Genomic DNA, 26,343 nt, shown 5'->3' with positions numbered 1-26,343 from the left:
AGGGGGAGCAGAGTGCTTTTTTCGAAAGCAAGATGGGTTGTCAAATCGTCCGATGAACAATTGGTTTCCGCCCTTGAGGCGGAGCTTGGTCTGCCGCCTCTCGTTGCGAAACTTCTGGCTGTCAGAGGTTTCGCGAGTGTTCGGGAGGCTGCTTTATTTTTAGAGGGCGACGGATTTCATGATCCGTACGAGCTCAAAGGAATGGCGGAGGCGGTAGAGCGGATACGCCGGGCCTTAACCGCAGGGGAAACCATTCGGATTTACGGAGACTATGACGCTGACGGGGTTAGCAGTACGGCACTTATGTTTAAGCTGTTCCGGCAGCTAGGTGCCCGTTTCGATTATTACATCCCGCACCGTATCCATGAAGGGTACGGATTAAATCGTAAAGCTCTTGAGCAAGCAGCGAAAAACAATGTCACATTAATAGTTACGGTTGATACCGGAATAAGTGCTGTGGAAGAGATTAAATACGCCAAAGAGCTTGGGATCGATGTGGTTGTGACGGATCACCATGAACCGCCGGAGGTGCTGCCGGAGGCGTATGCGATCGTCAATCCGAAGCAGCCCGGCTGCATGTATCCGTTTAAAAGCTTAGCCGGGGTCGGCGTAGCATTAAAGCTCGCTCAGGCGTTATTGGAGCGTTTCCCCGAGGAGCTGACTGAATTTGCAGCTCTCGGTACTGTGGCAGACTTAATGCCGCTTAACGGGGAAAATCGCCTTATCGTTAAGCTTGGCTTAGAACAGATGAGACGTTCGCAAAACCCGGGACTGCGGGCTCTAATCGGCGTTGTGGGCACGGAACTAAGAGATGTCACGGAGCAGACCATCGGCTTTGCCCTCGCGCCGAGAATTAATGCCGGGGGGCGGATCGACACGGCGGATACAGCCGTGAAACTGCTTGTTACGGATCAGGAGCAGGAGGCGGAGCATCTAGCCTATGATCTGGATCAGCTCAACAAAGAGCGGCAGCGCATCGTCGATGAAATGACGAAAGAAGCGCTGGAAATGGCCGAGCATTTTTTAGTCGACGGAGTGGTTCCACCGGTATTGGTTTTAGCGAAAGAAGGCTGGAATATCGGGGTTATGGGAATCGTAGCCTCTAAGCTGCTTGAAAAATATTATCGTCCGGTATTTGTGCTTAGCATTGATTCAGAAACAGGCATGTGTAAAGGATCGGGCAGATCGATCGATGGCTTTGATATGTATCGGGCATTAACCGAATGTGCGCAGTGGATGGATCATTATGGCGGACATCAGGCAGCTGCCGGATTGACGATGGCAAGAGAGCATATTGATGCGTTTCGCAGTCATGTCGTTATGCTGGCTGACCAGTGGCTTTCCGAAGAAAGCTATTTGCCGGTAATGGAAGCCGATTCGGTATGCAGCCTTTCCGACGTTTCTCTGGAGCACGCCGCAGCGTTATCTAAGCTTGCTCCGTATGGCAGCGGAAATCCGTTGCCGAGATTCATGTTCTTGGGAGCAGAGCTGTCAGAACGGAGAACCATGGGACGTGAACAACAGCATGCCAAGCTAATGCTTGTTGGTGAGCAGGGCCCGATTGAGGCGGTTGGCTTTGGCTTTGGCGCACTGCTCGATTGGATTGCGCCGGGAGCAAAAGTGGATGTAATCGGAGAGCTCGGGATTAGCGAATGGAATGGTATTCGAAAGCCGCAAATCATGATTCGCGATATCCGTGTGCAGGAAGTACAAGCCTTTGACTGGCGTGGGGTCAAAAAGCCGGAAGACCGAATCCGCCAGCTGGTAAGCGGCATAGAAGCGGTCAGAACGGAGAAGCCGAACATTGCAGTGGTTTGGTTCGGACTGGATTCTTCCCGCGCCCCTTCCGGACGGATGGTTGATGAATGGGAGAAGCTATGGGGAGGGCAAGTGGCCATGTGGCTTTGCCTGCCTCCTGGGGAGGATTCCAATAAGGTTAGTCTGGAGCCGCTGAACAAAGCGGCGGAACGACTCGGCTTGTCGGAATCAACGGATCTTGTGCTATATAACCTGCCGCCGTCATTACGTATGCTCACCGGCTGCTTACAATCTACAACTAGTGCCCAGCGAATATACGGCTTGTTCCAAGCATCATCAGAGGACGAACTAAGCCCGGCACCAAGCCGCGAGCATTTTAAAGACGTGTATTCCCTTTTACGTTCGTCCACGCAGCCTTTACCAGATCGTCCTGCGATGCTGAACGCGCTCAGCCGCCGTACCGGTATATCCGCGGCAGCGGTGCAATTTATTCTGGAAGTGCTGCTGGAGCTGAATGTGCTGGACAAAACAGTGGAAGGCTATACCTGTATTCCCAATGCGCCTAAAAAAGATTTATCGCAATCATTCAAATATCGTTATAAACTAGAGATACAGGATGTGGAAAGACAACTCGTCTTTTCATCATCGCTTGAGTTGTCCCGTTGGCTTTTGCAAGAGAAGAGCGGCGGTTTGATAAAGAAAGCCCATTTGATGGAGGAGATCGTATGAATTTTAAAGACTATATCCGGGTTATTCCCGATTTTCCACAGCCGGGAATCCGGTTTAAGGATATCACGACGCTGTTGAAGGACGGTAACGTTTATCGTGAAGCGATCGAGCAAATGAAGGCGAAGGTCGAGCACCTGAACATCGATGTGATTGCCGGACCGGAAGCTCGCGGCTTTGTTGTCGGAGCGCCGCTGGCGTATGCTCTTGGGGTTGGTTTCGTGCCGATTCGCAAAAGCGGTAAGCTTCCAGGGAACACGGTGGAAGCGGATTACGATTTGGAATACGGCAAGGATAAGCTTGCCGTTCATGCGGACGCTATTTCACCTGGACAACGTGTCCTGATTGCCGATGATTTGCTGGCGACGGGCGGTACGATTTCGACCTCCATTAATTTGGTGCAGAAACTAGGCGGAGAGGTAATCGGTGCTGCATTTTTGATTGAGCTTTCCTATTTGAATGGACGGGATAAGCTGACTGGAATGGAAGTTACCTCGCTAGTAACCTACTAATTAGATAAGGTCCGGCAGAAGCGTCGAATAACGTGCAGCCGGGCTTTTTTTATTCGATGAAACTGCTTCTCCTTTTGTAACCTTAAGGCGAATCTCCTCGTCTGTGAAAAAGGAGGAGGAATACTATGCTGCGTTTATTCCAATCGAATGTTATGAGTTCCTTTTTGGATCCTGTTCGTATTCTTTCCATCACAGGAAGCTTGTCGGTTGTGCTTGGGCTGCTTTATATTCCATTTTTTCCGTGGTACATCCTAGGTAATGTAAAAGAAGAAGAGATAGCATTGTGGGGAATATGGTCGGTGGTTGCTGGCATTTTGACATGGGGCGCTGCACAATCTCTACGGCTTGTGAATCAAGCAACCGGTAGAAGCATACTCCTTATTGCGATACCTGGATTGTTCCTGCTGCTCCTGGCGCAAGTACTTCCTCTGCTTGAATGGAATAGATATGGCGGTTCATTCCTTACGCATTGGGTACCTTGGTCATACTTGAGGAACTGGCTCGGTTTTTCCTTACATATTGTCATGACCCTATTCGTGTTATGGTCATTGACGGCTGTGTGTTATGGGCTTGCTGCGAAACAGTCTCCCTATCGCGCATCATCTAAGCAAGTTACAACGTTTGCTGTGGTTATGGCAGGGCTTGCTCTATCCTTCGTCTTATGGGATAAAGCAGCGGACGGCATGTGGATTCAGAAGCGTTATCCGGAAAAAGAAGCGATTGGGGTTCCGGCCGATGCCGTAATTCAGGTAACGTGGAGAGGGGGTCGGGATAATGGCGGAATTCGTGTCCGTTATGCTGATGAGCCAAATACATGGATTCCAGGAGTAAGTGGAATGACTGCATTCGGTATGTTTTTTGACCCGGAAGAGCCTCTACTGCCTGGTAAAAAGGTGGTTGTTACTGTGGATTCCGGCAGACGAAGCGATACTTTTTCTTTCATGGTGGAGGAAAAATAAAAAATAGCTGACCGAATGGCAGGGATCTGCTGCGGCCAGCTTTTATTGTTTACAAATGATTAAAAACGCGAATATAAAGTTCAATTTTATAAACCATTTAATTCCATATATTGTAACGGTATTTCCGGTTTTATAGTATAACAATATTTACCTGGAGAACCTAAAGGTAAAAAAGCGGCAGCTGCTTACGCTGAAAGACTTCGCGCCTGTTGACGGGGGCGGAAGGAAGTTGCATAATAATGAAAACAATCATTGTAGTAATTCTAAGAAGCGGGACCAGATTTAGAGGAAGTTTTCATTGCGAAGCACTGCTTCTAAATGAAAACAATCATTGTAGTCATTCTAAGAAGCGGGACCAGATTTAGAGGAAGTTTTCATTGCGAAGCACTGCTTCTAAATGAAAACAATCATTGTAGTCATTCTAAGAAGCGGGACCAGATTTAGAGGAAGTTTTCATTGCGAAGCACTGCTTCTAAATGAAAACAATCATTGTAGTCATTCTAAGAAGCGGCAGCGGACGGGCAACGTTCCGCTGCGATTTGAATACAATAGCTTAACTTACCATTCCGTTTTATTGCGCTAAAGCGTCTCTTTACGAAAATTTTATGCACCCGGAGGAAAGGAAACGCCATGGGGATTCAGCAGATCACGGGCATCGACCAACTTATCGCCAAAGCGTCCGCCTATATGAAAGAAGCCGACCTGAACCGTGTACGGGAGGCGTATGCCTTTGCGGAGAGTGCTCACTCCGGGCAAATTCGCAAGTCGGGCGAACCCTATATTTTGCACCCTCTGGCTGTTGCGGAGATTTTGGTCCATTTGCAGCTGGACACAACGACCGTAATTGCCGGCTTGCTGCATGACGTCGTAGAGGATACGAACGTTACGCTGGAGATGATCGAAAGCAATTTCGGCAAAATGTGCGCCAAGCTCGTGGACGGCCTGACAAAGCTGGAAAAAATCCGCTTTAAGTCTAAGGAAGAGCAGCAAAACGAAAATTACCGCAAAATGTTTGTCGCAATGGCGCAGGATTTGCGCGTCATTCTTATTAAGCTGGCGGACCGGCTTCATAATATGCGTACGCTGAAGCACCAATCGGAGGAAGCGCAGCGCCGTATCGCAGACGAGACGCTGGAGATCTTTTGCCCGATTGCGCACCGTCTTGGGATTTCCTCGATCAAATGGGAGCTCGAAGACATCGCGCTTCGCTATTTGAATCCGCAGCAGTACTACCGGATCGTCAATTTAATGCAAAAGAAGCGCACGGAGCGCGAGGATTATATCGACGAGCTGATCGACCGGCTCAAGGATAAGCTGGCTGAGATGGGCATTGTCGCTGATATTAGCGGACGTCCGAAGCATATTTACAGCATTTATAAAAAAATGACGACGCGCAGCAAACAATTTAACGAGATTTATGATTTGCTCGCGATTCGTGTGATCGTTGACAATATTAAGGATTGCTACGCGGCGCTTGGCATTATTCATACGCTTTGGAAACCGATGCCCGGACGGTTTAAGGATTACATCGCAATGCCAAAGCCAAACATGTACCAGTCGCTGCACACGACGGTGATCGGCCCGAAAGGGGAGCCGACGGAAGTGCAAATCCGCACCTGGGACATGCATCAGACGAGCGAGTTCGGGGTTGCCGCGCACTGGGCCTATAAAGAGGGCAAGGAAAGCGCGGTTGTGCCGAGTGGAACGTACGAGGATAAAATGACGTGGTTCCGCGAGATTATGGAGCTCCAGCAGGAAACGGACGATGCGCAGGAATTCGTAGAATCGCTGAAGATGGACTTTTTCACCGATATGCTCTACGTATTTACCCCAAAGGGCGAGGTCATTGAACTCCCGGCTGGGTCGGTTCCGCTCGATTTCGCTTACCGTATTCATACGGAGGTTGGTAACCGGACGATCGGCGCCAAAGTAAACGGACGGATTGTACCGCTGGACCATAAATTAAAAACGGGCGATATCGTTGAAATCTTAACCTCGAAGCATTCTTACGGGCCGAGCTCGGACTGGGTCAAAATTGCACAGTCCTCTCATGCGCGCAGCAAAATTAAGCAGTGGTTCAAGAAAGAGAAGCGAGAGGAAAACGTAGAACGCGGCCGCGAGGCGATCGAAAAGGAGCTGCGGAGACTCGGCTACGAGGCGTCACAGCTTATGAGCGACAGCCTGCTGCTGGAGGCGGCGCGTAAGTTTACGTTTAACGACATTGATGATATGCTCTCGGCCATCGGCTTCGGCGGGATTACGGCAGCACAAATCTGTACGAAGCTGACGGAGAAGCTGCGGAAGGAAGCTGAGGAATCAGCCGCACAGCTGACGAGTGAAGTAATCCAGGTGCTTAAGCCATCACAGGCCCAAGCGGAAAAACGCAGTCGTTCGATTCAAGGGGTTCGTGTGAAAGGTGTAGATAATTTGCTTGTTCGTTTTGCCCGCTGCTGCAATCCAGTGCCGGGAGACGACATTGTTGGCTATATTACTCGCGGCAGAGGAGTCTCCGTACACCGCGCCGACTGTACGAATATTCCGCAAGGCGATGGGGATGAGGCGGCACGTGTAATCGAAGTTGAATGGACGGACGAATGCCAAGCTAACTTCAGCGTGGATATCGAAATTACCGGCCAAGATCGCCGCGGTTTGTTAAACGAGGTGCTGCAGGCCGTATCGGAGTCAAAAACAAACATGTCCGCCGTTTCCGGCCGATCGGATAAAAATAAAATGGCGATGATCCACATGACGATTTTGATCCGAAATACCGAGCATCTTCAAGCCGTTGTGGAAAAAATTAAACGCGTGCGCGATGTGTATTCTGTGCAGCGAATTATGCAGTAACGCACTGTCGATTTCCCGGGAAATTTGTCCCGGAAGGCCAGATCAGGAGATAGCTTCAGTTATGAAAATTGTTGCCCAAAGAGTAAAACAGGCTTCGGTTACAGTCGATGGAACAGTAATCGGTGAAATTACAAAGCCGGGCCTGCTGCTGCTTGTCGGAGTAGCCCATGAGGATACAGAGGCGGATGCCAAGTTTTTGGCGGAAAAAGTGGTGAACCTGCGCATTTTTGAAGATGATGACGGGAAAATGAATCTTTCTGTTGCCGATATTCAAGGAGCAGTCTTAAGTGTTTCACAATTTACGCTGTACGGGGATTGCCGTAAGGGAAGAAGGCCGAATTTCATGGCGGCTGCAAAGCCGGATCTTGCGAGCCGGCTTTACAATACCTTTAATCAATACTTGCGTGAGCAGGGACTTCTTGTGGAAACGGGCGAATTCGGTGCGGACATGGATGTTGCGCTCACGAATTGGGGTCCGGTCACGTTAATTATCGAAAGCAAATCATAGGTTATGTTTCGCAGCCCCCTTGGACATGATAGAAATATCATCTTTAGATAAGGGGCTCTGCCGTAATGCGTCAATCTATAAAAGTAAAGCAGCAGCAGGATCCGGTTTCGACACTGCTGCAGGCCGATTCGCGGGAAGCGCAGCACTTAGCGTCAGCTTTCCGGGAAGAGCTTGCCGACGAGCTCGGGGCAAGAATGGAACCGGTAAAATCAGCACAAGCGCGGATGTCTAGATGAACTGGACATCCGTTTCTTTTTGTACCGATTTTTACCCGTATATGGTAAACTAGGCTAGGCTTGATCTTTGTCGTAAAACGATAGGAAAACGCGAAATTATGGAGGAAGACAAGTGAACATCTATGTAGAACGAGCCGGTTTTGACAGCTTTCAAACCGAAATATTTAACATATGCAAGCTTTTCTTTGAACAAGTCGAAATGAACTACGAATCTCCTGAACAAAGCGATATACAGCTTCACATTGAGCTGCGTAACGACGGCATACAGGCACGGGCGGCAACGATGTTAAGAGCGGGAGAGGAAACCCGGCTTCAATCCGTGTTTGAGAAGCAGCTGACTCCCGATTCACCGCCGGACATGCGCAAGCGGACGCTGAAGCGTGTGATCAGCTATACGCTGCTAGAGGTTCTCCAGAAGCACACTGGCTTGGAGCAGCCATGGGGAATCTTAACCGGCGTAAGGCCGACAAAGCTGGTCCATTTGCTGCGGACAACGAGAACAACGGAGCAGGTGGAGCAGCTCCTGCGGGAAGAATATCTCGTTACAGAACCGAAAATTCGGCTGCTAATTGACATTGCCGACCGCCAGCTTAACGTAATTCCTGATTTTTTTGAAGTAGGGAAGAAAGAAGTCAGCGTGTATATCGGTATTCCCTTTTGCCCGACCAAATGTGCGTACTGCACCTTCCCGGCTTATGACATCCGCGGTCAAAACGGTTCGGTCGAGGCCTTCCTCGAAGGGCTGCATTATGAAATTCGTGAGATGGGCCGCTGGATGCGCATGGCAGGGCTGCAAATTACGACGATTTATTGGGGAGGCGGCACGCCGACAAGTATCGAAGCCGAGCAGATGGATGCTCTATTCCAAACGATGCAGGAGTCGTTTCCTGACTTAACGCGTGTTCGTGAGCTGACCGTCGAAGCGGGACGTCCGGATACGATTACGCCGGATAAAATTGAAGTGATGAAAAAATGGAAAACCGACCGGATCAGCATTAATCCCCAGAGCTTTACGCAGGAAACACTCGATTTGATCGGCAGACATCACACCGTGAAGGAAACCGTCGAAAAATTCGAGCTTGCCCGGGAAATGGGTCTCAGTAATATTAATATGGACCTGATCATCGGATTGCCGAACGAAGGCTACGAGGAATTTGAGCGGACGCTTGCGCAAACGGAAAGGCTTTTGCCGGAATCGCTGACCGTACACACCTTGTCTTTTAAGCGTGCATCCAAAATGACGAAGAACCGCGATCAATACGAGGTGGCCGAGCGTGACGAAATTCAGGAAATGATGACCCGCGCCATTGAATGGACGGAAGAGATGGGCTACGTTCCCTATTACATGTACCGGCAGAAGAACATTCTCGGCAATCTTGAAAATGTCGGATACTCGCTTCCGGGCAAAGAAAGCTTGTATAATATTTTGATGATGGAAGAGAATCAGTCGATCATCGGACTTGGCTGCGGAGCTGTAAGTAAAATTATGTTCCCGGCAGAGCGTGATGAGGCGACGGGGGAAGAAAAGCAGCACATCGAGCGTTTTCCGAACCCGAAGGAACCTTCTGTCTATAACGAATCGTATAAGGAATATATCGCGAAAAAAATCAAGCTGCTGGATGAGGCGTACGGCTTGGTCCGATCGTAAAATGTAGTTAAGATCATGTTTGAATCATTAAGTAGAGAAAAGGTGGAGAAATGGGAAAAACGGTTCCGAAAAGCGTATGGTGGATTGCTGTATTTTTGCTGATCTTTGCAGTATTAGGCACAGGGATGTACATTCTTGATAAGAAGCGTTCCACGAATTCAGGGAAGCGGGGAGAGCCCCAGACGCTGCAGCAGGTGAATTCAGTGGACAAGCCGCAAAGTCAGTATGATCTCATTGTGGTTGGGACAGACCCTGAAGGCATCGCTGCAGCGGTGTCCGGTGCACGTAATGGACTCAAAACACTTCTTGTGGACGGCAGAGACCGGGAAATTTTGGGCGGACTGATGACCGTTGGTATGCTGAACAGCATTGACATGGTGACCAAAGGGCCGAAGCATGAGATTGTCAATAAAGGGCTTTTTCTGGAGTGGTTCAATCAAACAGAAGGCGACTCGTTCGATGTTGTGACTGCCGCAAACGCATTTTACGGGATGGTCAAGAACGAAAAAAACATCGATCTGCTGATGAAGGCGGAGCAAATTCAGCCGCTGCTTGAGGGGAATAAAGTAGCTGGCGTGAAGTTTGTATTAAAGGGCGCAGAATATACCGTAAAAGCAGGATCAGTGGTTGATGCGACTCAGGATGCGGATCTGGCTGCTGCTGCTGGCGTACCGTTTACCTTTGGGCGCGAGGATATCGGCGATCCGAAATCAAAGATGGCCGTTACACTCGTATTCGGATTTACAAATGTAACAGACGAGGTTTGGGAGAAGGTTAAGAAGCGTCTAAATGGTGACGACAGTTCTGGAACAGGCGCGAATGAAATGAGTGCTTGGGGCTATGGCGAGCTGCACCGGGAATACGTTTCAACGAACCCGGATAAGGTGCGGATGCGCGGTCTAAATATCGGGCGTCAGAACGATGATACGGTGCTGATTAATGCGCTTCTCGTCTTTGGGGTGGATCCGCTGGATCCGGAATCGCTGAAGGAAGGTATTGAAGCGGGGAAAAAAGAGCTGCCGAATGTTATTGCGCATTTGAAAAAGACGTACCCTGAATTTGCTAATATTGAGCTTGGCGTAACGGCTCCCGAGCTATACGTGCGGGAATCTCGTCATATTCAGGGCGAATACCGGTTAAATATTATCGATGTGCTGGAAAATCGCGATCATTGGGACCGAATCGGTTTCGGTGGTTATCCGGTAGATATTCAGCGCACTTCGCCGAACGACTGGGGCGCGGTGGTGAGCGATCCGGAGCTGTACGCCATTCCGTTCCGTACCATTGTCCCGCTAAAAGTAGATGGACTGCTCGTTGTCGGTCGTTCCGCCAGCTTTGATACGCTGCCGCACGGCAGCGCGCGGGTTGTGCCGACGGGCATGGCCGCGGGCGAAGCAGCGGGTGTTGCAGCCAAGCTGGTGCAGGAGAAGGGGATCACCTTCCGCGAGCTTTCGAAGGATAAGAGCGGCATTGCCGAGCTGCAATCGATCCTGGTTAAACAGGGCGTCGATTTAGCGCCATACACACCGGAAACGTATCCGTTTATGAAGCACAAAGCCTATGAAGGTCTTAAGGCGGCCGTCACGATGTCCTTGGCTTATGGCTCCTACGGCAATGAATTTGGCTTGGACAAGGAATCGTCACCGGCTAGCTTTACAAGTGTGCTGAACGGGTTCCGTAGATATGCTCAAGGGACGTCCGACGCTAAGCTTCCTGCGAACCCGTATGATATTACGGCAAAGCTCGAGAAGGAAGGCAAAGGTGTTCCGCTTACGCTCGAAACAGCGGCGAAGCTGGCGGCATATACCCTTGGCATCAAGGCGGCCGAAGGACAGGCGCTGGATACGTTAAAGGAGCAAAATGTATTGCGCAGCGAAACGGTTGCAAGTATTGCTGATCCGGCCAAGCTTACCGTCGGTGAAACGTACATGCTGCTGCTTGATTTGTTCTTGAAGCTCGGCGTTCCTTTAAAGCAATAACTTCATAATTTTGATCGTATGAACATGGCGGTTTAAGCTCATAATACCTCTCAAATGCTGGAAGTTGAGGGGTGAGCTTAAACCGCCTATGTCGTATGAAGGGGTTCGCTTTCCGAAAGTGCATATGTCGACGCTGGCCATTAATTATTTGCGCGGCTCGAACATTTATATGGATATTTGGTGGTCGTTTTGTTTTCCCGGCTTTGGGCAATGGTTTCAAGGCAAATATTTTTATGGCCTGATTTTGATGACCTGGGAGTTCTTCATTAACGTAAAGTCGCATTTAAACACCGCGATTTATTACAGTATGGTAGGAAGGTTTCAGGAAGCGAAGGACATATTGGATGAGCGTTGGTTTTTGCTTTATATCGTCATTTACATTTTTGCAATATGGGATTGTTATCACTCCTCAATCGAAATAAAGAAAAGGATGGTCATCGCCTCACACGAACGTCAAAAGGTGCCGCACTACAAAATTACGCCGCTGACGATCACATATTTAGCGAATCGCAACCCGATCTTTCCGGTTTTCTGGAGCTTGCTGCTTCCAGGGTCGGGTCATTTTATTTTACAAAGGAAATTTTTGGCTATTTTTATGATATTTTGGTGGACGGTTACTTGTTATTATTCATTTTTACCCCAAGGTGCATCGGTGGCGATGATCGGCGATTTTCAAGAAAGCAAGCACCTCGTTGATCCGCAGTGGTTTTTGTTTATTCCGTCACTGTACATGTTTGCAGCATATGACTGCTACTTAAGCACCCTGGAAAGCAACAAGTTTTATGAAGAAGAAAAAAGATTGTATTTGGCGGATGCTGTTGATAATGCCAAGTACCCTATTCCTTACCCGGAGGCTGGCTCTTGATGATCGACATCGTCGCGTTGTTTTCATATACCGAAAATGTGGATTTATTTTTAATCGAAATGAAGAGAAGAGGCTTTGGTGATTCCAATTTACTCGTTGTTCCGCTGAAGAAAGCCGATTATCCTCTAACGATTGAGGCCGTCTCTCGAGGCGGGAGAACACACTGGGATATGGCGTTTTTTACGGGGACAATATGCATGCTTCTTGGCTGTATCTATGGATTTGTGTTAGCGTTTGGTCCTGTGCTTTGGGGATTATTCGGTTTAATATTCGGGATGATCTTCGGTTATTTTTTGCAATGGTGCTACGAAAAATGGAAGGGGAACAGGAAAAAAACGATGCAAAAGTCATTTATTGTGATCATGGTTCGTTGTCCAAAGACGCAAGAGAATGAAATCCATTCGGTATTGTATAAGCATCACGCCTATGCACTGGGAAAGGTGTAAGTTGATGCTGGATGCTAGGGAAGGTTGCCCTATTGAGCATCAGGCAGCGATTTTCGACAGCAAGTGAGTTTGAACGTGCCAATGAAACCGCTCTCTTTTTTGTAACCGAGTTGTAATGTTCTATTCATGCTGCGTTAACATACCTTGTCTATAATAATAGTCGACCCCCTTTTTTAAAATATAATTTCCTTCGACCTACAACACGAGTTGTAGGTCTCTTTCTTTTTTATGGGAATGCTGTCGAACGCCGTATTGACTTTGTGCTGCGAGATGATTACAATTAGACCTGTTGATGCGGTAAAGCGTTGCTAAGCTGCTATATTCAAACATTTGGTGATGGGAACATGCTGTCCGGCTGCCGGGCAACCAGAGAGGAATGCCTTAGGCTGAAAGCATTCTTGCTAATGGTTCGGATCAGTGACCTCCCGGAGAACAATCGGTGAACGCGAAGCGGAAGGGTCCGCAGGCGGTCAGTAACCGGTTGCGTGTAACGGACGTTACCCGTTTAAGTGGAACGAAAACGCAGCGTGTGTGCGCGGTCGTTCAATCGTGGGTGGTACCGCGGGAGTACATACAGGTTATCAATCTCTCGTCCCTGACGTTATGTCGTCGGGGGCGGGAGATTTATTTATTTTCACGGAGGTTTTCACATGTCTTTCCAAAAACCAAAGGGCACGCAGGATTTTTTGCCGGGTACGGTGGAGAAATGGCAGTATATCGAGGAAAAAGCACGGGAGCTGTGCAGACGCTTCCGGTACAGCGAGGTACGTACACCGATTTTTGAGCACACGGAATTATTTGTACGCGGCGTCGGCGAAACGACGGATGTCGTAGAGAAGGAAATGTACACGTTCGTCGATAAAGGCGACCGCAGCATTTCGCTCCGCCCGGAAGGGACGGCCGGGGTCGTTCGGGCATATGCGGAAAACAAGCTGTACGGTGAGCCGGATGTGACGAAGCTGTTTTATATCGGCCCGATGTTCCGTTATGAACGGCCACAGGCGGGACGGTACCGTCAATTCCACCAATTCGGCATCGAAGCTTTCGGTTCTGCCGATCCAAGGCTGGATGCGGAGGTTATCGCACTCGGGTACTTGTTCTATAAGGAGCTTGGGCTAAAAAATATTTCGGTTGACGTTAATTCCGTCGGCACACCGGAAATTCGCGCAGCATTTCGCGAGAAGCTGCTGGGCTTCCTTGCTCCAATGAAAGAGGAGCTGTGCAAGGATTGTCAATCCCGCATGGACCGGAATCCGCTGCGGGTACTCGATTGTAAGCAGGATCAGGCAAAGTTCGAGGGAGCTCCGGCGCTGCTGGACAGCCTGGATGAGGATTGCCGCAGCCATTTTGACATTGTGCTGCGCAGCCTGGATCAAATGGGCATTCCCTATCATGTAAATCCGAAGCTGGTACGCGGCTTGGATTATTACACCCATACGGCGTTTGAGTTTAAGGCCGAGGGGATCGGCGCGATCGATACAATCGGCGGCGGTGGACGCTACAACGGCCTCGTTGGCGACATCGGCGGTCAGGACCAGCCGGGCGTCGGCTTTGGCTTAGGAATGGAGCGTCTTGTGCTTATTCTCGAGCACCAGAAGGTGGACATTCCGGATCGTCAGCAGCTTGACGTGTACGTAATCGCATTGGGTGAAGCGGCGGAGCAGGAAGCAGCTTCGTTATTATATCGTCTTCGTGAGCAGGGGCTTGCGGCGGATAAGGACTACCAGGAGCGCAAAATGAAGGCGCAGATGAAGTCTGCGGACCGCTTCCGCTCTCGTTTCGTGGCGATCCTTGGTGAGGATGAGCTGGCCAAGGGCGAGATCATTTTAAAGAACATGGCGGACGGTTCTCAGCAAAGCATTCCGCTCGCAGAAGCGGCGGAAACGGCTGCACGGTTGTGCAAACAGGGATAGGACGAAGGCTTCGTCGACTGTATAGGAATGATTGGAATTTCGACGGTCGATAACTGCCAGTCTCCGTGTATGAAAAACGATATTCATATAAAAACTATAAAGAGAAGTCTAGGAGGAGTAAGTATGCTATTAAGATCTCATCATTGCGGGGTTCTTCGCAAAGAGCATGTCGGCCAAGAGGTCGTTCTGAACGGTTGGGTGCAGCGCCGCCGCGATTTGGGCGGAGTGTTGTTCATTGATCTCCGTGACCGCAGCGGAATTGTGCAGATCGTGTTCAGTCCGGCATTTTCCGGAGATGCACTGCAAATCGGGGATAAGCTGCGCAATGAATTCGTCATTGCGGTCAAAGGGAAAGTCGTAGAACGCGACCCGGAGACAGTTAATAGCAACCTTGAAACAGGTGATATTGAAGTTCGCGTTAGCGAAATTGAAATTTTCAACAGCGCCAAAACGCCTCCGTTCTTTATCGAAGATGGCATCGACGTTGATGAATCCATCCGTCTGAAATATCGTTATTTGGACCTGCGCCGTCCGGAAATGCAGCGCACCCTCATGCTCCGCTCCAAGGCGGCCAAGATTTTCCGCGATTACTTGGATAACAGCGGTTTTGTTGAGGTAGAAACTCCGATTTTGACGAAGAGCACGCCGGAAGGCGCACGCGAGTATTATGTACCGAGCCGCGTTCATCCGGGCGAGTTTTTCTCCCTGCCGCAATCGCCTCAGCTCTTTAAGCAGCTGCTGATGGTCGGAGGTCTGGAGCGTTATTACCAAATCGCCCGCTGCTTCCGTGACGAGGACCTTCGTGCTGACCGTCAGCCGGAGTTTACGCAGGTCGACATCGAGACGTCGTTCTTGTCTCAGGACCAGCTGCTTACGATGATGGAGGAGCTGATTGCGAAGCTGTTTAAGGAAACGGTTGGCGTAGACGTGCCGACTCCGTTCCAGCGTCTTCCGTACTCCGAAGCGATGGGCAAATACGGTTCGGACAAGCCGGACCTGCGTTTTGGTTTAGAGCTGCAGGATGTATCCGATCTCGTCGTGAACTCGGGCGTGAAGGTATTTGCGCAGATCGTACAAAACGGCGGCGAAGTGAAGGCGTTGAATGCGAAAGGCTGCGCGCATTGGAGCCGTAAGGAACTGGACGATTTGACTCCGTTTGCAGCGCGTTACGGCGGCAAAGGGTTAGCTTATATTGTGGTGAAGGACGGCGAGTGGAAAGGGCCAATCGTAAAGTTTTTCAGCGAGGAAGAGATCGCAGCGCTTCGCGAGCGCTTGAATGCAGAGGAAGGGGACGTCCTTCTGTTCTCTGCCGATAAGAAAAAAGTCGTCGCCGATGTGCTTGGCAACCTCCGGTTGAAGATCGGCCGCGAGCTGGGATTGATCAATGACAGCGAGTTCCGCTTTGCATGGGTTGTAGACTTCCCGCTGCTCAGCTACGACGAGGAAGAAAAGCGTTATACTGCAGAGCATCACCCATTCACGCGTCCGCATGACGAAGATCTTCATTTCTTCGATTCCGACCCGCTGAAAATCCGTGCGCAGGCATATGACCTTGTGCTGAACGGGTACGAAGTAGGCGGCGGCTCGATGCGTATATTCCGCCGTGATGTGCAGGAAAAGATGTTCGCCGCACTTGGCTTATCGCCGGAAGAAGCGCATGATAAATTCGGCTTCCTGCTGGATGCGTTTGACTACGGTACCCCGCCGCATGGGGGAATCGCGTTTGGCTTCGACCGTTTGGTGATGCTGCTCACCGGCCGTACGAACCTTCGGGAGACGATTGCCTTCCCGAAAACGGCAAGCGCGACCGATTTGATGGCAAATGCGCCGTCTGCGCTTGAGGACAAGCAGCTTGAGCAAATTTCCATCAAGGTGGCGCTTAAGCAGGCTGCGCCGACAGCAAAATCTTAAGCTGGTAAGGGGTGAACGCCCGTAATGCTGCATCAATTTTCTCGCAATGAGCTTGCCTTCGGCGTAGAAGGCTTGGAAGTTATGAAGCGCAGCACGGTAGCCGTGCTCGGCATCGGCGGCGTCGGCTCGTTTGCCGCCGAGGCGCTTGCGCGCAGCGGCGTCGGCCGGATTATCATGATCGACAAGGATGTTGTCGATATTACGAATGTGAACCGGCAAATTCATGCGCTGCTCACTACCGTTGGACAGCCGAAGGCGGAGCTGATGAAGGAACGGATCGCGCTCATTAATCCGGAGTGTGATGCGATCGCACTGCGCATGTTCTATACAGAGGAAACGTACGAAAAGCTGTTTGAGTATCCGCTGGATTATGTGCTGGATTGCTCGGATACGATTACGTATAAGATTCATCTGATCAAGCAGTGCTTACAGCGGAAAATTCCGATCATCTCCAGTATGGGCGCCGCGAACAAAATGGACCCGACCAAGTTCCAGGTTGCTGATATTTCCAAAACGCATATGGACCCGATCGCGAAAGTCATCCGGACGAAGCTGCGTAAGGACGGCATAAAGAAGGGCGTAAAGGTTGTGTTTTCCACAGAGGAACCGACCAAGCCTCGGTTGGATGTTACGCAGAAGATTGTTCCGGAGAATGCGCCGGAAATCCGCAAAGCGCAGCAGCCTCCTGCAAGCAATGCGTTCGTGCCGTCGGTCGCCGGCCTTATTATGACTAGTGTCGCTGTGCGTGAGCTGCTGGCGAAGGGAAATGTCCAGATGGAAGTGAAGGGCCGTCAGGGCTGAGCTGGACGCGGCAGGATTGAAAGGAAAAGCTAGTGGAACAAAGGGGAAGGAAACCCGGAGGAAGGCTTACGGTGAATACTCCCGTTTGTTCCTCTAGTAAAATAGATCGCTGCACTTGTCCTGTTCAGGGGCGAGTGTCCGGCGATCTATTTTTTTGGCATATTCAGCTTACCAGCCCATTCTTCTCCGCAATTCGGTAATATGCGCCGTATGATGCTTGCCGTGCCAAGCGTAAATCCCCGCATTCATGCGTAGCGGAATCAAGCCGCTGTCCGGATGGTGAAAGGCACGCTCCCATTGCTTCTCACTCATCGAGCGAAGCAGTATGCCCCAGCGGGCATGAAGCGCTGAGATCAGCTTGATAGATATGTCCACCGAAGCAGCCCCTATACTGTCGCTAAGCAATGCCCATGATGCTTCCTCGTAGGGTTTGATCGTTGGTGTTTGCTCTGTCAGCGCCAACTTAAAACGAATGATGCTATTCATATGGCTGTCCGCGATATGATGCACAACTTGGCTGGCGGTCCAGCCTCCAGGTCGGTAGGGTGTTTCGAGCTGCGCGGCGGATAATCCTTCGACAGCGGCAGCGAGCTTGGCGGGCAGCTGCTCGATTTCGTCAATCCATTGCTCTAACAGCGCTGCGCTAATTTCTCCCACCGTTTGAAAACGCCCAATCGGATAACGGTATCGCTCCTCTATTTCAACTTCCGCATGTTCAAAATATCCATTTTCCATTTAGTAAATTCCCCCTTTTCGTAATGTTGAACTTACTGTATCATGGTTTCATTGTTCACGGTTAGTGATAGTTATCGATGAGATCCATCGGAAAACCTGATGAGTTACAGCGATATTGGAAAATGTACGTCCTATTCGGCCTACGCAGGAGGATATATTTATGGACTTATCTTTATTTCAAACGCTTCTCGAATCGGCGAAGCGGGGAAGCTATACGAAGGCGGCGGAATCGCTCGGTTATGCACAATCAAGCGTGACCGCTCATATTCAGAAGCTCGAAGAGGAGTATGGTACAACGCTATTTGAACGCAGCGGACGCGGCATTACACTCACACCGGCCGGGGAAGAGCTTTGCCGGTATGCCCGCCAGCTGCTGGAGCTTTATAAAGAATCCAAGACGGCAGTTTCCAAGGATTATCCGGTTGAATTGGCGGTCGGGACGATTGAGACATTGGCTGCTTTTTTTCTACCGCCGTACTTAAGAAAATTCCGATCGGAAGAGCCGAAAGCGTGGGTGGTGCTTCATCCGCATAATGAATCGGACATTATCAAAAAGGTCCGCGACGGTGAGCTGGATGTCGGCATTATTTTGGATACGTTGTTTACCGATGCGGAGCTGTCCGTAGTACCGATTCGCGAGGAACCGCTTGTCCTGATTGCTCAACATCATCATCCTTTTGCTGAAAAAACATCCGTACAGATTGATGAACTGCAGGGGGAGCGCATCATTTTCACAGAGGAAGGCTGCACCTATCGGGCGATGTTCACCCATCTGCTTCGACGACACAATGTCAGGTTTGACGTAGCCTGTGAGCTGGGAAGCCTGGAAGCGATTAAAGCATGTGTCAAGGAGGGGCTCGGGATCGCACTGGTCCCCGAAATTGCGGCAAAAGCCGAGGTCGATGCAGGAACGTTGAAGGCCGTCCCGCTTGTTCATCCGGATCTCCGGTTCTATACCCAAATGGTGTATCGGGAGAAAGAGAGAATGAGCGAACCTATGAAAGCGTGGATCAAACTCTTTGCCGTGAACAGTTCGGACGAATGAAATCCATGGCTGCACTGCATACTACTCCTGATCGATAGGAAAAGGAGTGTAGATGCATGCGTAAAATGTGGAGCTTGGCCGCTGCTTCGATTCTCGTGGCAGGAATGCTGTCCGCTGCCGGCTGCGGCGCTCGGGATCAGGGCGAGAACAACGTCCGCCAAAATGTCTACGACGCACAGAATATCGGAATCGAGCAGCAGGACCGGATGAATGACGGCGTGGTGGACATCGGTATCGGTGATCAAAGGGGAGCGATTAACGCCGAAAAGCTGGATGGCAACAGGGATAATGGTGCAGCTAACCTTGGCGTCGGCAACAGAGCAGGCAATGGAAGGTTGGAAGGCGGCACGATGGGGGATGACGCTACGGGGGCAGGAAATGAGAACCAGTCCGAAGTAATCGTATCCGACCGTTCCTCGGCAAGAATCGTGCAGCTGCCGGGGGTAAAGCGCGCAAATGTTATCGTGATTAATGGCGATGCGTATGCGGCGGTTTCGCTTATTGGGGGAGGCAATGCAGTTCCTTCAAAGCTGGAGCAGCAAATTGATCAAGAAATTCGGGCGTTAGAAACGTCTGTTAAAAATGTTTATGTCACAACGAACCCTCGATTCTCCCAAATGACGAGAGATTATATCCGTTTTATCGATGGCGGAAAGCCTGTTGACGGATTTGTTCACCGGATCAGAGATATGGCCAGCAGTTTGTTCCCGAACGACGCAACAGCGAACGACACAATAGTGAACGACACAACGGAATAAAGTGAATGAGGCCGATCCGCTGCGATCGGCCTTTGTTGTGGTAAGGCGCAGCTGCTGCATTGGGTGACAAACGTTTGTTCGCGGTGGTATCATGGTGGAGAGAAAAGCATTTTAGAAGGTGTGGACATAAACCATGGATTTATTCACTTACTCGTCTTCGGAGCGAAATTCGTTGAAGCTGTTGGCGGATCGGATGCGTCCGGAGACGATCGAACAATACATTGGACAAGAGCATATTGTCGGTCCGGGCAAGCTGCTGCGCAGAGCGATCGAAGCGGACCGGGTCAGCTCGATTTTACTGTACGGCCCTCCGGGCTGCGGCAAAACAACGCTTGCACATATTATTTCGAATCGGACGAATGGAGAATTTGTACGCTTAAACGCGGTAGAAGCGTCCGTTAAGGATGTGCGCGACGTCATTGATCAAGCGAAGGACAGACAGGCGTTATACGGTACAAAAACGATTCTGTTCCTGGACGAGGTGCATCGCTTTAATTCGTCCCGTCAGGACGCACTGCTGCCGGCCGTGGAGCAGGGCATCATTATCTTCATCGGTGCGACGACAGAAAATCCGTTCCATCACGTTAACGGCGCGCTGCTGTCCCGTTCGACGCTGTTTCAGCTGAAGCCTCTCACCGCGGAGCACTCGCTGCTTGCCCTGCGCAGGGCGCTCGAGGACAAGGATAAGGGGATCGCCTTTATGAGAGTTGAGGCGGAGGAGGAGGCGCTGGCGCACTTGGCCCAAATGGCCGGCGGGGACATCCGGCGCGCCTTAAATGCGCTGGAGCTATGCGCGATGACGACGAATCCGGAGCTGGACGGCACGATTCGCATTACGGTGGATGTTGCAGAAGAAGCGATTCGTGAGCCTTCGCGCAAGGCGGATAAGTCGACGCAGTACGACGTGCTTTCCGCGTTTCACAAAAGCGTGCGGGGCTCCAGCGATGCGGCGCTGTTTTGGTTTTTGTACGCGGTCGAAAAGCTCGGCATGGACCCGATGACCTTCCTTCGTAGGCTCATTGTCGCCTGCAGCGAGGATATCGGGCTTGCCAATCCGCAGGCGATGGTGCAGGCGGTCACGGCGATGGACGCTTACCACAAAATCGGCTGGCCGGAAGCCCGGTACAATATCGCGCAGGCCATCCTCTTTGCTGTCGAAAGCCCGAAGTCCAACGCCATCGGCGATGCCATGGGCAAAGTGTATGCGGCGTTTGAACGGCTTGGGGCGGCTGAGGTGCCGCTTCATTTGCGCGACGGCCATTACAGCGGCTCCAAGCAGCTCGGGCATGTCGGCTATAAATATCCGCATGACTACCCCGGCCATTACGTGGAGCAGCAATACCTCCCTGACGCAATCAAACGCGCGGTTTTTTACGAAGCGACAGACCAAGGCATGGAGGATAAAATTAAGCTAAATCAGCTTCGGCGGAGAAAAGGCTCAGGCACGTCCGCAGATTGATACATCAAGGACGCTTCGATTTCGCAGCGGCTCAACCTTACTCAGCTTCCTTGTCACCGCGCTTGCTCCCTCATTGGCGGCGGTTCATGTAGAAATTTCGTGAAAAAGCACGAGGCATATATTGTCGAACAAAGAGGGCGAAATCCTTGACGGATTCGCCCCTTGCTAGTTTCACATTCTAAGCGTTTTGAAACACTTTGCATTAATCAAAACAATAAAGCGAGCGCCCAAATAAACTAGTAATTCGTTTTTTGCGGGCCTCTATTAACTGAAGCTGAAAGTCTTATCGTATCTTCGTTGAACCCCCAAGCCCGGTGAACTACTAATACAAGTAATTTGTATTGATTAGCCTCGTATAGTGCGTCAACGGGGAAACAATACAAACCACTTGTATACATACGATGCATTTATGGCAGGACCTGTTGTCGTCGCTCAAACAATACAACAAATTGGTATAGATGACTCCCGAATAGCCCGTCGGAAAGGGAATAATACAAATTGCTTGTATTCATACGCTGCCGAGGATCACTGCCACATCCGCATCGTACGAATCCCGCTCATTTCCTACTGCCAGATTTCCGGCATCCACAGCACAATATCAAAGCCAAATTGGCGTATCCTCTGGTTCGAGAATACGCCAATTTTTGTATCAGCTATTTATTTCACAATCTTATCAATCGTGCCGCCGCCCAAGCATACGTCACCGTCATAGAACACGACGGCTTGTCCGGGCGTAATCGCCTTTTGCTTCACATCAAAGGTAATGCTGCACGTATCGGCTCCCGTCATACGGATCGTAACGCCTTGGTCAGGCTGCCGGTAACGGAATTTCGCCGTACATGTAAACTCGCCTTCCGGCGGCTTGCCGCTAATCCAGTGGACGTCGGTGGCCAGCAGCCCGCTTGAATATAGGCTCGGCTGATCGCCCTGAACGACATACAAAATATTTTTGTCCAAATCCTTATCGACGACGAACCAGGGCTCGCCGTTTCCGCCTCCGCCGATGCCCAGCCCCTGCCGCTGTCCAAGCGTGTAGTACATAAGACCATCGTGGCGGCCTTTTACTTCACCGTCGAGCGTGCGCATTTCACCCGGCTTGGCAGGGAGGTACTGGCTCAAAAATTCCTTAAAGTTTTTCTCGCCGATAAAGCATACGCCGGTGCTGTCCTTTTTCTTGGCAGTCGCAAGTCCGGCTTCCGCCGCAATTTCGCGCACCATCGGCTTTGGCAAATGGCCGATCGGGAACATCGCCTTGGATAATTGGTACTGATTTAACCGATTGAGGAAGTACGTCTGGTCTTTGCCTGAATCGACACCGCGAAGGAGCTGATACTCCCCATTCGTTTCGACAACCCTCGCATAGTGTCCCGTTGCGATATATTCCGCACCTAGATCAAGAGCCTTACGCAGGAAATCGCCGAATTTAATTTCCCGGTTGCACATGACATCCGGATTTGGTGTTCGTCCCTGCTTATATTCGTCAAGGAAATACTGAAAAACCTTATCCATATATTCTTTTTCGAAATTTACCGTGTAATAAGGAATTCCGATTTGGTTGCAAACACGACGCACATCCTCCGCATCGTCGTCGGCGGTGCAGCGGCCGAACTCATCGGTGTCGTCCCAATTTTTCATAAATACGCCGATTACATCGTAGCCCTGCTGCTTCAATAATAATGCTGTTACCGAAGAATCGACGCCGCCCGACATCCCGACGACGACACGAGCCCCCGGTTTTACCGCATGTTCCGACATAAAATTCACCACTTTTCTAATCGTAATAATTATGGTTATATAGACATCAAGGACAGAAGCCGCTTGAAGTAAATAAGCATCACAATTGTTGAAATGATACTCTTATCATGCCTAATCGTCAAGAAATGCATTTCTTCATGAAGAAGTCAAGTTTTTGCATATCGCAGTATTGACAAGTGTGTTACCATAGTAATGTTGCCGTGTTCCAGTATTAGGATTAACAAAATGAGGCAATGATAATTAGAGACATTGTAAATGAGGTGCCGTTTTGAAGATTTCAACCAAAGGGCGGTACGGACTGACCATTATGATGGAGTTAGCGCGTCAGTTTGGCGAGGGTCCGACCTCTTTGAAAAGCATTGCAGAAAAAAATCAGCTCTCCGAGCATTATTTAGAGCAGTTGATCGCACCGCTCCGCAACGCCGGACTCGTAAAGAGTATCCGGGGCGCTTATGGAGGCTATATTTTATCGAACTCGCCGGAGGAAATTACTGCCGGTCAAATTATACGTATTTTGGAAGGGCCGATTTCTCCGGTTGATTTTACGGAAGAGGATGACCCGGCCAAGAGGGATTTATGGATTCGGATCCGCGACGGAATTGCCCAGGTGCTGGATTCGACAACGCTGCAGCATCTGATTCATTTTAAAGAAGAAGAGGATCGCGGAAATTACATGTTTTATATTTAACTTTTACAGGTGAATGATGGATCGTATTTATTTGGATCATGCCGCTTCGACGCCTATGCGCAGCGAAGTGGTGGAAGCGCTGCTTCCGCATATGATGAATACCTATGGCAATCCTTCCAGTCTGCACAGCTTCGGCCGCGAGGCGAAAGCGGCTGTCACGGCTTCCCGGGACAGAATCGCGGATCTGCTTGGCTGCAATCCGTCGGAACTTGTTTTTACGAGCGGCGGAACGGAAAGCGACAACCTTGCTGTCATCGGCGCCGCAAGAGCCGCAGGCAGGAAGGGCAAGAAGCATGTCGTTACGACGCAAATTGAGCATCACGCCGTGCTCCATGCGTGCCGGGCTCTGGAAGCGGAGGGCTTTGAGGTCACTTATATTCCGGCGGATTCGTATGGAAGAATTGAGGCCCAAGCTGTTGCCGACGCCATTCGCCCGGACACAGCGCTGATCAGCGTGATGGTTGGCAATAACGAAGTCGGAACGCTCCAGCCGATCGAAGAAATCGGCGCCTTGGCGCGCGAGCGCGGCGTTCTGTTTCACTCTGATGCTGTACAAGCCCTTGGATATGTCGACCTTCAATTGAACAAGCTGCCGGTTGATTTAATGAGCTTTTCTGCGCATAAGATTAACGGGCCCAAAGGAATCGGTGCACTCTACATTTCTCGCAATGTTTCCATCGCTCCAACCTTATTCGGAGGCTCGCAGGAAAAGAAAAGAAGAGCGGGGACGGAAAATGTTGCCGGGGCGGTTGGCTTTGCGAAAGCAGTCGAGCTGGCCGTAAGCGAACGAACGGAGCATGCAGCGCAAATGCGCACGCTCCGCGATCAGATGTGCGCATTACTCGGGGAGCAGCTGCCGGAAGGTTCTTTTACGATTAACGGTCATCCTGATGAGGAGCACCGTCTTCCGCATATTTTGAACGTGAGCTTTCCGGGTCTGGATACAGAAACACTGCTCATGAATTTGGACCTGGAAGGAATCGCTGCTGCCAGCGGATCGGCTTGTTCATCGGGCTCTTTGGAGCTTTCGCATGTGCTTAGGGCGATGTGCTTACCGGATGAGGTTGCACGCTCGGCCGTTCGGTTCAGCTTCGGTCACGGCTCTTGCCTCAAAATTGTAACAATTACGGCCCGAAAACTTGCAACGATAACGAAACGTCTTACGTATAAGTGAATATCCCGACTCAGTGCACACATCTAGGTTTAACTTACCTCCAATCGGGAATAATTGGAATATAAGAGAAGCTGAATGGCTGCACGATATAATATAACGGAAACAGGTGATTGCAATGATAAAATGTCCGAACTGCAACTCGAAAGACATCGGTAAGATCGGTTCCCACCAGTTTTACTGCTGGGGATGCTTTATTGAGCTTACAGTGAATGGCGATAAGATGTCCGTGTACCAGGTAGAAGAGGATGGAACGCTTAGTTCCTTGGACGATCTCTTCTTTGAAGACGACCTTCCAAACCTGTCCGAAGTGCACGCCAATTGACCGGATTCTTAGGACGAGCATTAGCCTTTGCGCAGACGCGCAAAGGCTTTGTTTTTTTTTCTAGGGTTGTACATATACTGTTATGGAGGGAACGATCGGAGAAGTGGAAGGAGGGGAGAACATGGAGCGTTTTATTCGAAATAAATGGTTTGTTGCGCTCATTTACTTGCTGCTCGGGCTCTCCGTGATGTACATGCTGATGCAAATCCGCCCGCTGCTCTCAGGTGTGTACAATTTTATTAGCGCAATCCTAGCTCCTTTTGTCGTGGCCATGATTATTTCATATGTTTTAAATCCGATCGTAAATATGCTGAGCAGGAGAAAGGTTCCCCGGACGATTGCCGTTCTGCTCATTTATGCGGTGTTCATCGCGAGCGTGACCATTATCGTCATGAATTTGATTCCGATGTTCTTAAAACAGCTCAACGAGTTAAATGAGCATCTGCCGGAGCTTACGATGACCGCGCAAATGATCGTCAATGACGTGAACGACTCGACGTGGCTTCCGGAAGGGGTGAGATCGGGACTGAACCGCGCGCTTGCCGGGATGGAAAATGCGTTATCCGATGCGATCTCCCGCTTTGTGAACGGAATCGGAGCGACCATTAACTTTTTGCTGGCCGCCTTCATTATCCCGTTCCTTGCCTTTTATATGCTCAAGGACATTCAGCTGATTGAAAAGACGGTGCTTACCTTCGTGCCGATGGATCATCGCAGACAAACGATCCGGCTCGTCAACGATATCGACAAAGCGCTCGGAAATTACATACGAGGGCAGTTCATTGTGTGCTTGATTATCGGCTTATGTGCTTTCATAGGATACTGGCTGATCGGCATGCCGTACCCGCTGCTGCTTGCTTCCGTCGTGGCCTTGTTTAACATTATTCCGTATCTGGGGCCGTTCTTCGGGGCTGCGCCGGCGATTATTTTGGCCAGTACCATCTCGTGGCAAATGGTGCTTATGGTTGCTGGAGTCAACGTGGTCTGTCAGGTGCTGGAGGGCAATGTCGTTTCGCCGCAGGTTGTCGGAAGATCACTCCATCTGCATCCGCTTCTCATTATTTTCGCACTGCTTGCAGGCGGGGAAATTGGCGGAGTGATCGGACTGATCTTAGCGGTTCCCGTGTTTGCCGTTATTAAGGTCATCGTTCACCATATTCATTTGTATTACTGGCGGAAAAAGCCAATCTGACGTTTGACTTTGCATTTCCCGAAGCGTATAATTTTGATGAAAATCGTACTGTAAAAAAACGTCGATGAAACGAAGTAGGCGCCTAGTTCCTGCTGGCAGAGAGAGAGCT

Annotated in this window: 22 protein-coding genes; 20 read left to right on the top strand and 2 right to left on the bottom strand. The window is 50.3% G+C overall.

The genetic code is table 11. The annotated features are described in order from the left end of the window. The first annotated feature begins 12 nt into the window (after positions 1-12). The 13 genes from recJ to GQS10_RS02750 all read left to right on the top strand — a co-directional run bounded on the left by recJ (position 13) and on the right by GQS10_RS02750 (position 17,106). On the top strand, positions 13-2,487 hold the full coding sequence (recJ, locus tag GQS10_RS02810; RefSeq protein WP_166238777.1) for a single-stranded-DNA-specific exonuclease RecJ: 2,475 nt from the start codon (positions 13-15) through the stop codon (positions 2,485-2,487). Further along, the gene (locus GQS10_RS02805; protein ID WP_166238775.1) at positions 2,484-2,996 is read left to right on the top strand and encodes an adenine phosphoribosyltransferase; all 513 of its coding nucleotides are present in this window, start codon (positions 2,484-2,486) and stop codon (positions 2,994-2,996) included. Before recJ ends, GQS10_RS02805 begins: the two co-directional genes overlap by 4 nt. A 125-nt stretch (positions 2,997-3,121) precedes the next feature. After that, positions 3,122-3,955 carry a hypothetical protein gene (locus tag GQS10_RS02800; protein WP_166238773.1) on the top strand — a complete coding sequence of 278 codons (834 nt, stop codon included), beginning with the start codon at positions 3,122-3,124 and terminating at the stop codon, positions 3,953-3,955. Between the two features lie 630 nt (positions 3,956-4,585). Further along, complete coding sequence (locus GQS10_RS02795; protein ID WP_166238771.1) at positions 4,586-6,799, top strand: RelA/SpoT family protein; 2,214 nt, start codon at positions 4,586-4,588, stop codon at positions 6,797-6,799. A 61-nt stretch (positions 6,800-6,860) separates the two neighbouring features. Next, the gene (gene dtd / locus GQS10_RS02790) at positions 6,861-7,307 is read left to right on the top strand and encodes a D-aminoacyl-tRNA deacylase (protein ID WP_166238770.1); all 447 of its coding nucleotides are present in this window, start codon (positions 6,861-6,863) and stop codon (positions 7,305-7,307) included. A 65-nt stretch (positions 7,308-7,372) separates the two neighbouring features. Beyond that, on the top strand, positions 7,373-7,543 hold the full coding sequence (locus GQS10_RS02785; protein WP_166238768.1) for a hypothetical protein: 171 nt from the start codon (positions 7,373-7,375) through the stop codon (positions 7,541-7,543). Positions 7,544-7,655: 112 nt separating this feature from the next. Further along, positions 7,656-9,191, top strand: coding sequence for a coproporphyrinogen III oxidase (locus GQS10_RS02780; protein WP_166238766.1), 1,536 nt, complete (start codon positions 7,656-7,658; stop codon positions 9,189-9,191). Positions 9,192-9,241: 50 nt separating this feature from the next. Continuing rightward, complete coding sequence (locus GQS10_RS02775) at positions 9,242-11,170, top strand: FAD-dependent oxidoreductase (protein ID WP_166238764.1); 1,929 nt, start codon at positions 9,242-9,244, stop codon at positions 11,168-11,170. Positions 11,171-11,294: 124 nt separating this feature from the next. Next, positions 11,295-12,035, top strand: a complete 741-nt coding sequence (locus GQS10_RS02770; RefSeq protein WP_166238762.1) for a hypothetical protein — start codon at positions 11,295-11,297, stop codon at positions 12,033-12,035. Then, a complete protein-coding gene (locus GQS10_RS02765) occupies positions 12,035-12,481 on the top strand; it encodes a hypothetical protein (protein ID WP_166238760.1) in 447 nt (148 codons plus the stop codon). Before GQS10_RS02770 ends, GQS10_RS02765 begins: the two co-directional genes overlap by 1 nt. Before the next feature lie 650 nt (positions 12,482-13,131). Further along, positions 13,132-14,394 (top strand): histidine--tRNA ligase, encoded by a 1,263-nt coding sequence (hisS, locus tag GQS10_RS02760; protein ID WP_166238758.1) that lies wholly within the window; start codon positions 13,132-13,134, stop codon positions 14,392-14,394. A 123-nt stretch (positions 14,395-14,517) separates the two neighbouring features. After that, positions 14,518-16,305 carry an aspartate--tRNA ligase gene (gene aspS / locus GQS10_RS02755; protein WP_166238756.1) on the top strand — a complete coding sequence of 596 codons (1,788 nt, stop codon included), beginning with the start codon at positions 14,518-14,520 and terminating at the stop codon, positions 16,303-16,305. Positions 16,306-16,329: 24 nt separating this feature from the next. Beyond that, positions 16,330-17,106, top strand: coding sequence for a tRNA threonylcarbamoyladenosine dehydratase (locus GQS10_RS02750; protein WP_166238754.1), 777 nt, complete (start codon positions 16,330-16,332; stop codon positions 17,104-17,106). A gap of 168 nt (positions 17,107-17,274) precedes the next feature. Here the strand turns inward: GQS10_RS02750 and GQS10_RS02745 are convergent, their stop codons facing one another. Beyond that, on the bottom strand, positions 17,275-17,841 hold the full coding sequence (locus GQS10_RS02745; RefSeq protein WP_166238752.1) for a YfiT family bacillithiol transferase: 567 nt from the start codon (positions 17,839-17,841) through the stop codon (positions 17,275-17,277). 160 nt (positions 17,842-18,001) lie between these two features. Here GQS10_RS02745 and GQS10_RS02740 point away from each other — a divergent pair, with 160 nt between their 5' ends. The 3 genes from GQS10_RS02740 to GQS10_RS02730 all read left to right on the top strand — a co-directional run bounded on the left by GQS10_RS02740 (position 18,002) and on the right by GQS10_RS02730 (position 21,103). After that, positions 18,002-18,886 carry a LysR family transcriptional regulator gene (locus tag GQS10_RS02740; RefSeq protein ID WP_166238750.1) on the top strand — a complete coding sequence of 295 codons (885 nt, stop codon included), beginning with the start codon at positions 18,002-18,004 and terminating at the stop codon, positions 18,884-18,886. Positions 18,887-18,942: 56 nt separating this feature from the next. Further along, the gene (locus tag GQS10_RS02735) at positions 18,943-19,644 is read left to right on the top strand and encodes a YhcN/YlaJ family sporulation lipoprotein (protein WP_166238748.1); all 702 of its coding nucleotides are present in this window, start codon (positions 18,943-18,945) and stop codon (positions 19,642-19,644) included. 133 nt (positions 19,645-19,777) lie between these two features. Next, a complete protein-coding gene (locus GQS10_RS02730; protein WP_166238746.1) occupies positions 19,778-21,103 on the top strand; it encodes a replication-associated recombination protein A in 1,326 nt (441 codons plus the stop codon). A gap of 657 nt (positions 21,104-21,760) precedes the next feature. Here GQS10_RS02730 and mnmA read toward each other — a convergent pair. Further along, positions 21,761-22,870, bottom strand: coding sequence for a tRNA 2-thiouridine(34) synthase MnmA (gene mnmA / locus GQS10_RS02725; RefSeq protein ID WP_341804997.1), 1,110 nt, complete (start codon positions 22,868-22,870; stop codon positions 21,761-21,763). 256 nt (positions 22,871-23,126) lie between these two features. On the opposite strand from mnmA, the gene cymR reads away from it, so the two are divergent. From cymR to GQS10_RS02705, 4 genes are all read left to right on the top strand, one after another. Next, positions 23,127-23,546 (top strand): cysteine metabolism transcriptional regulator CymR, encoded by a 420-nt coding sequence (cymR, locus tag GQS10_RS02720; RefSeq protein WP_166238742.1) that lies wholly within the window; start codon positions 23,127-23,129, stop codon positions 23,544-23,546. Positions 23,547-23,562: 16 nt separating this feature from the next. Beyond that, positions 23,563-24,720 (top strand): cysteine desulfurase family protein, encoded by a 1,158-nt coding sequence (locus GQS10_RS02715; RefSeq protein ID WP_166238930.1) that lies wholly within the window; start codon positions 23,563-23,565, stop codon positions 24,718-24,720. A 115-nt stretch (positions 24,721-24,835) separates the two neighbouring features. Further along, positions 24,836-25,042, top strand: coding sequence for a hypothetical protein (locus tag GQS10_RS02710; protein WP_166238740.1), 207 nt, complete (start codon positions 24,836-24,838; stop codon positions 25,040-25,042). 121 nt (positions 25,043-25,163) lie between these two features. Beyond that, positions 25,164-26,234, top strand: a complete 1,071-nt coding sequence (locus GQS10_RS02705; RefSeq protein ID WP_166238738.1) for an AI-2E family transporter — start codon at positions 25,164-25,166, stop codon at positions 26,232-26,234. Positions 26,235-26,343 lie beyond the last annotated feature (109 nt).

The organism is Paenibacillus turpanensis, assembly GCF_011421635.1.
Taxonomy (GTDB): domain Bacteria; phylum Bacillota; class Bacilli; order Paenibacillales; family YIM-B00363; genus Paenibacillus_AK; species Paenibacillus_AK turpanensis.
The sequence above is the reverse complement of the archived record's forward strand: the minus strand, read 5'-3'. Positions and strand labels throughout refer to the sequence as shown.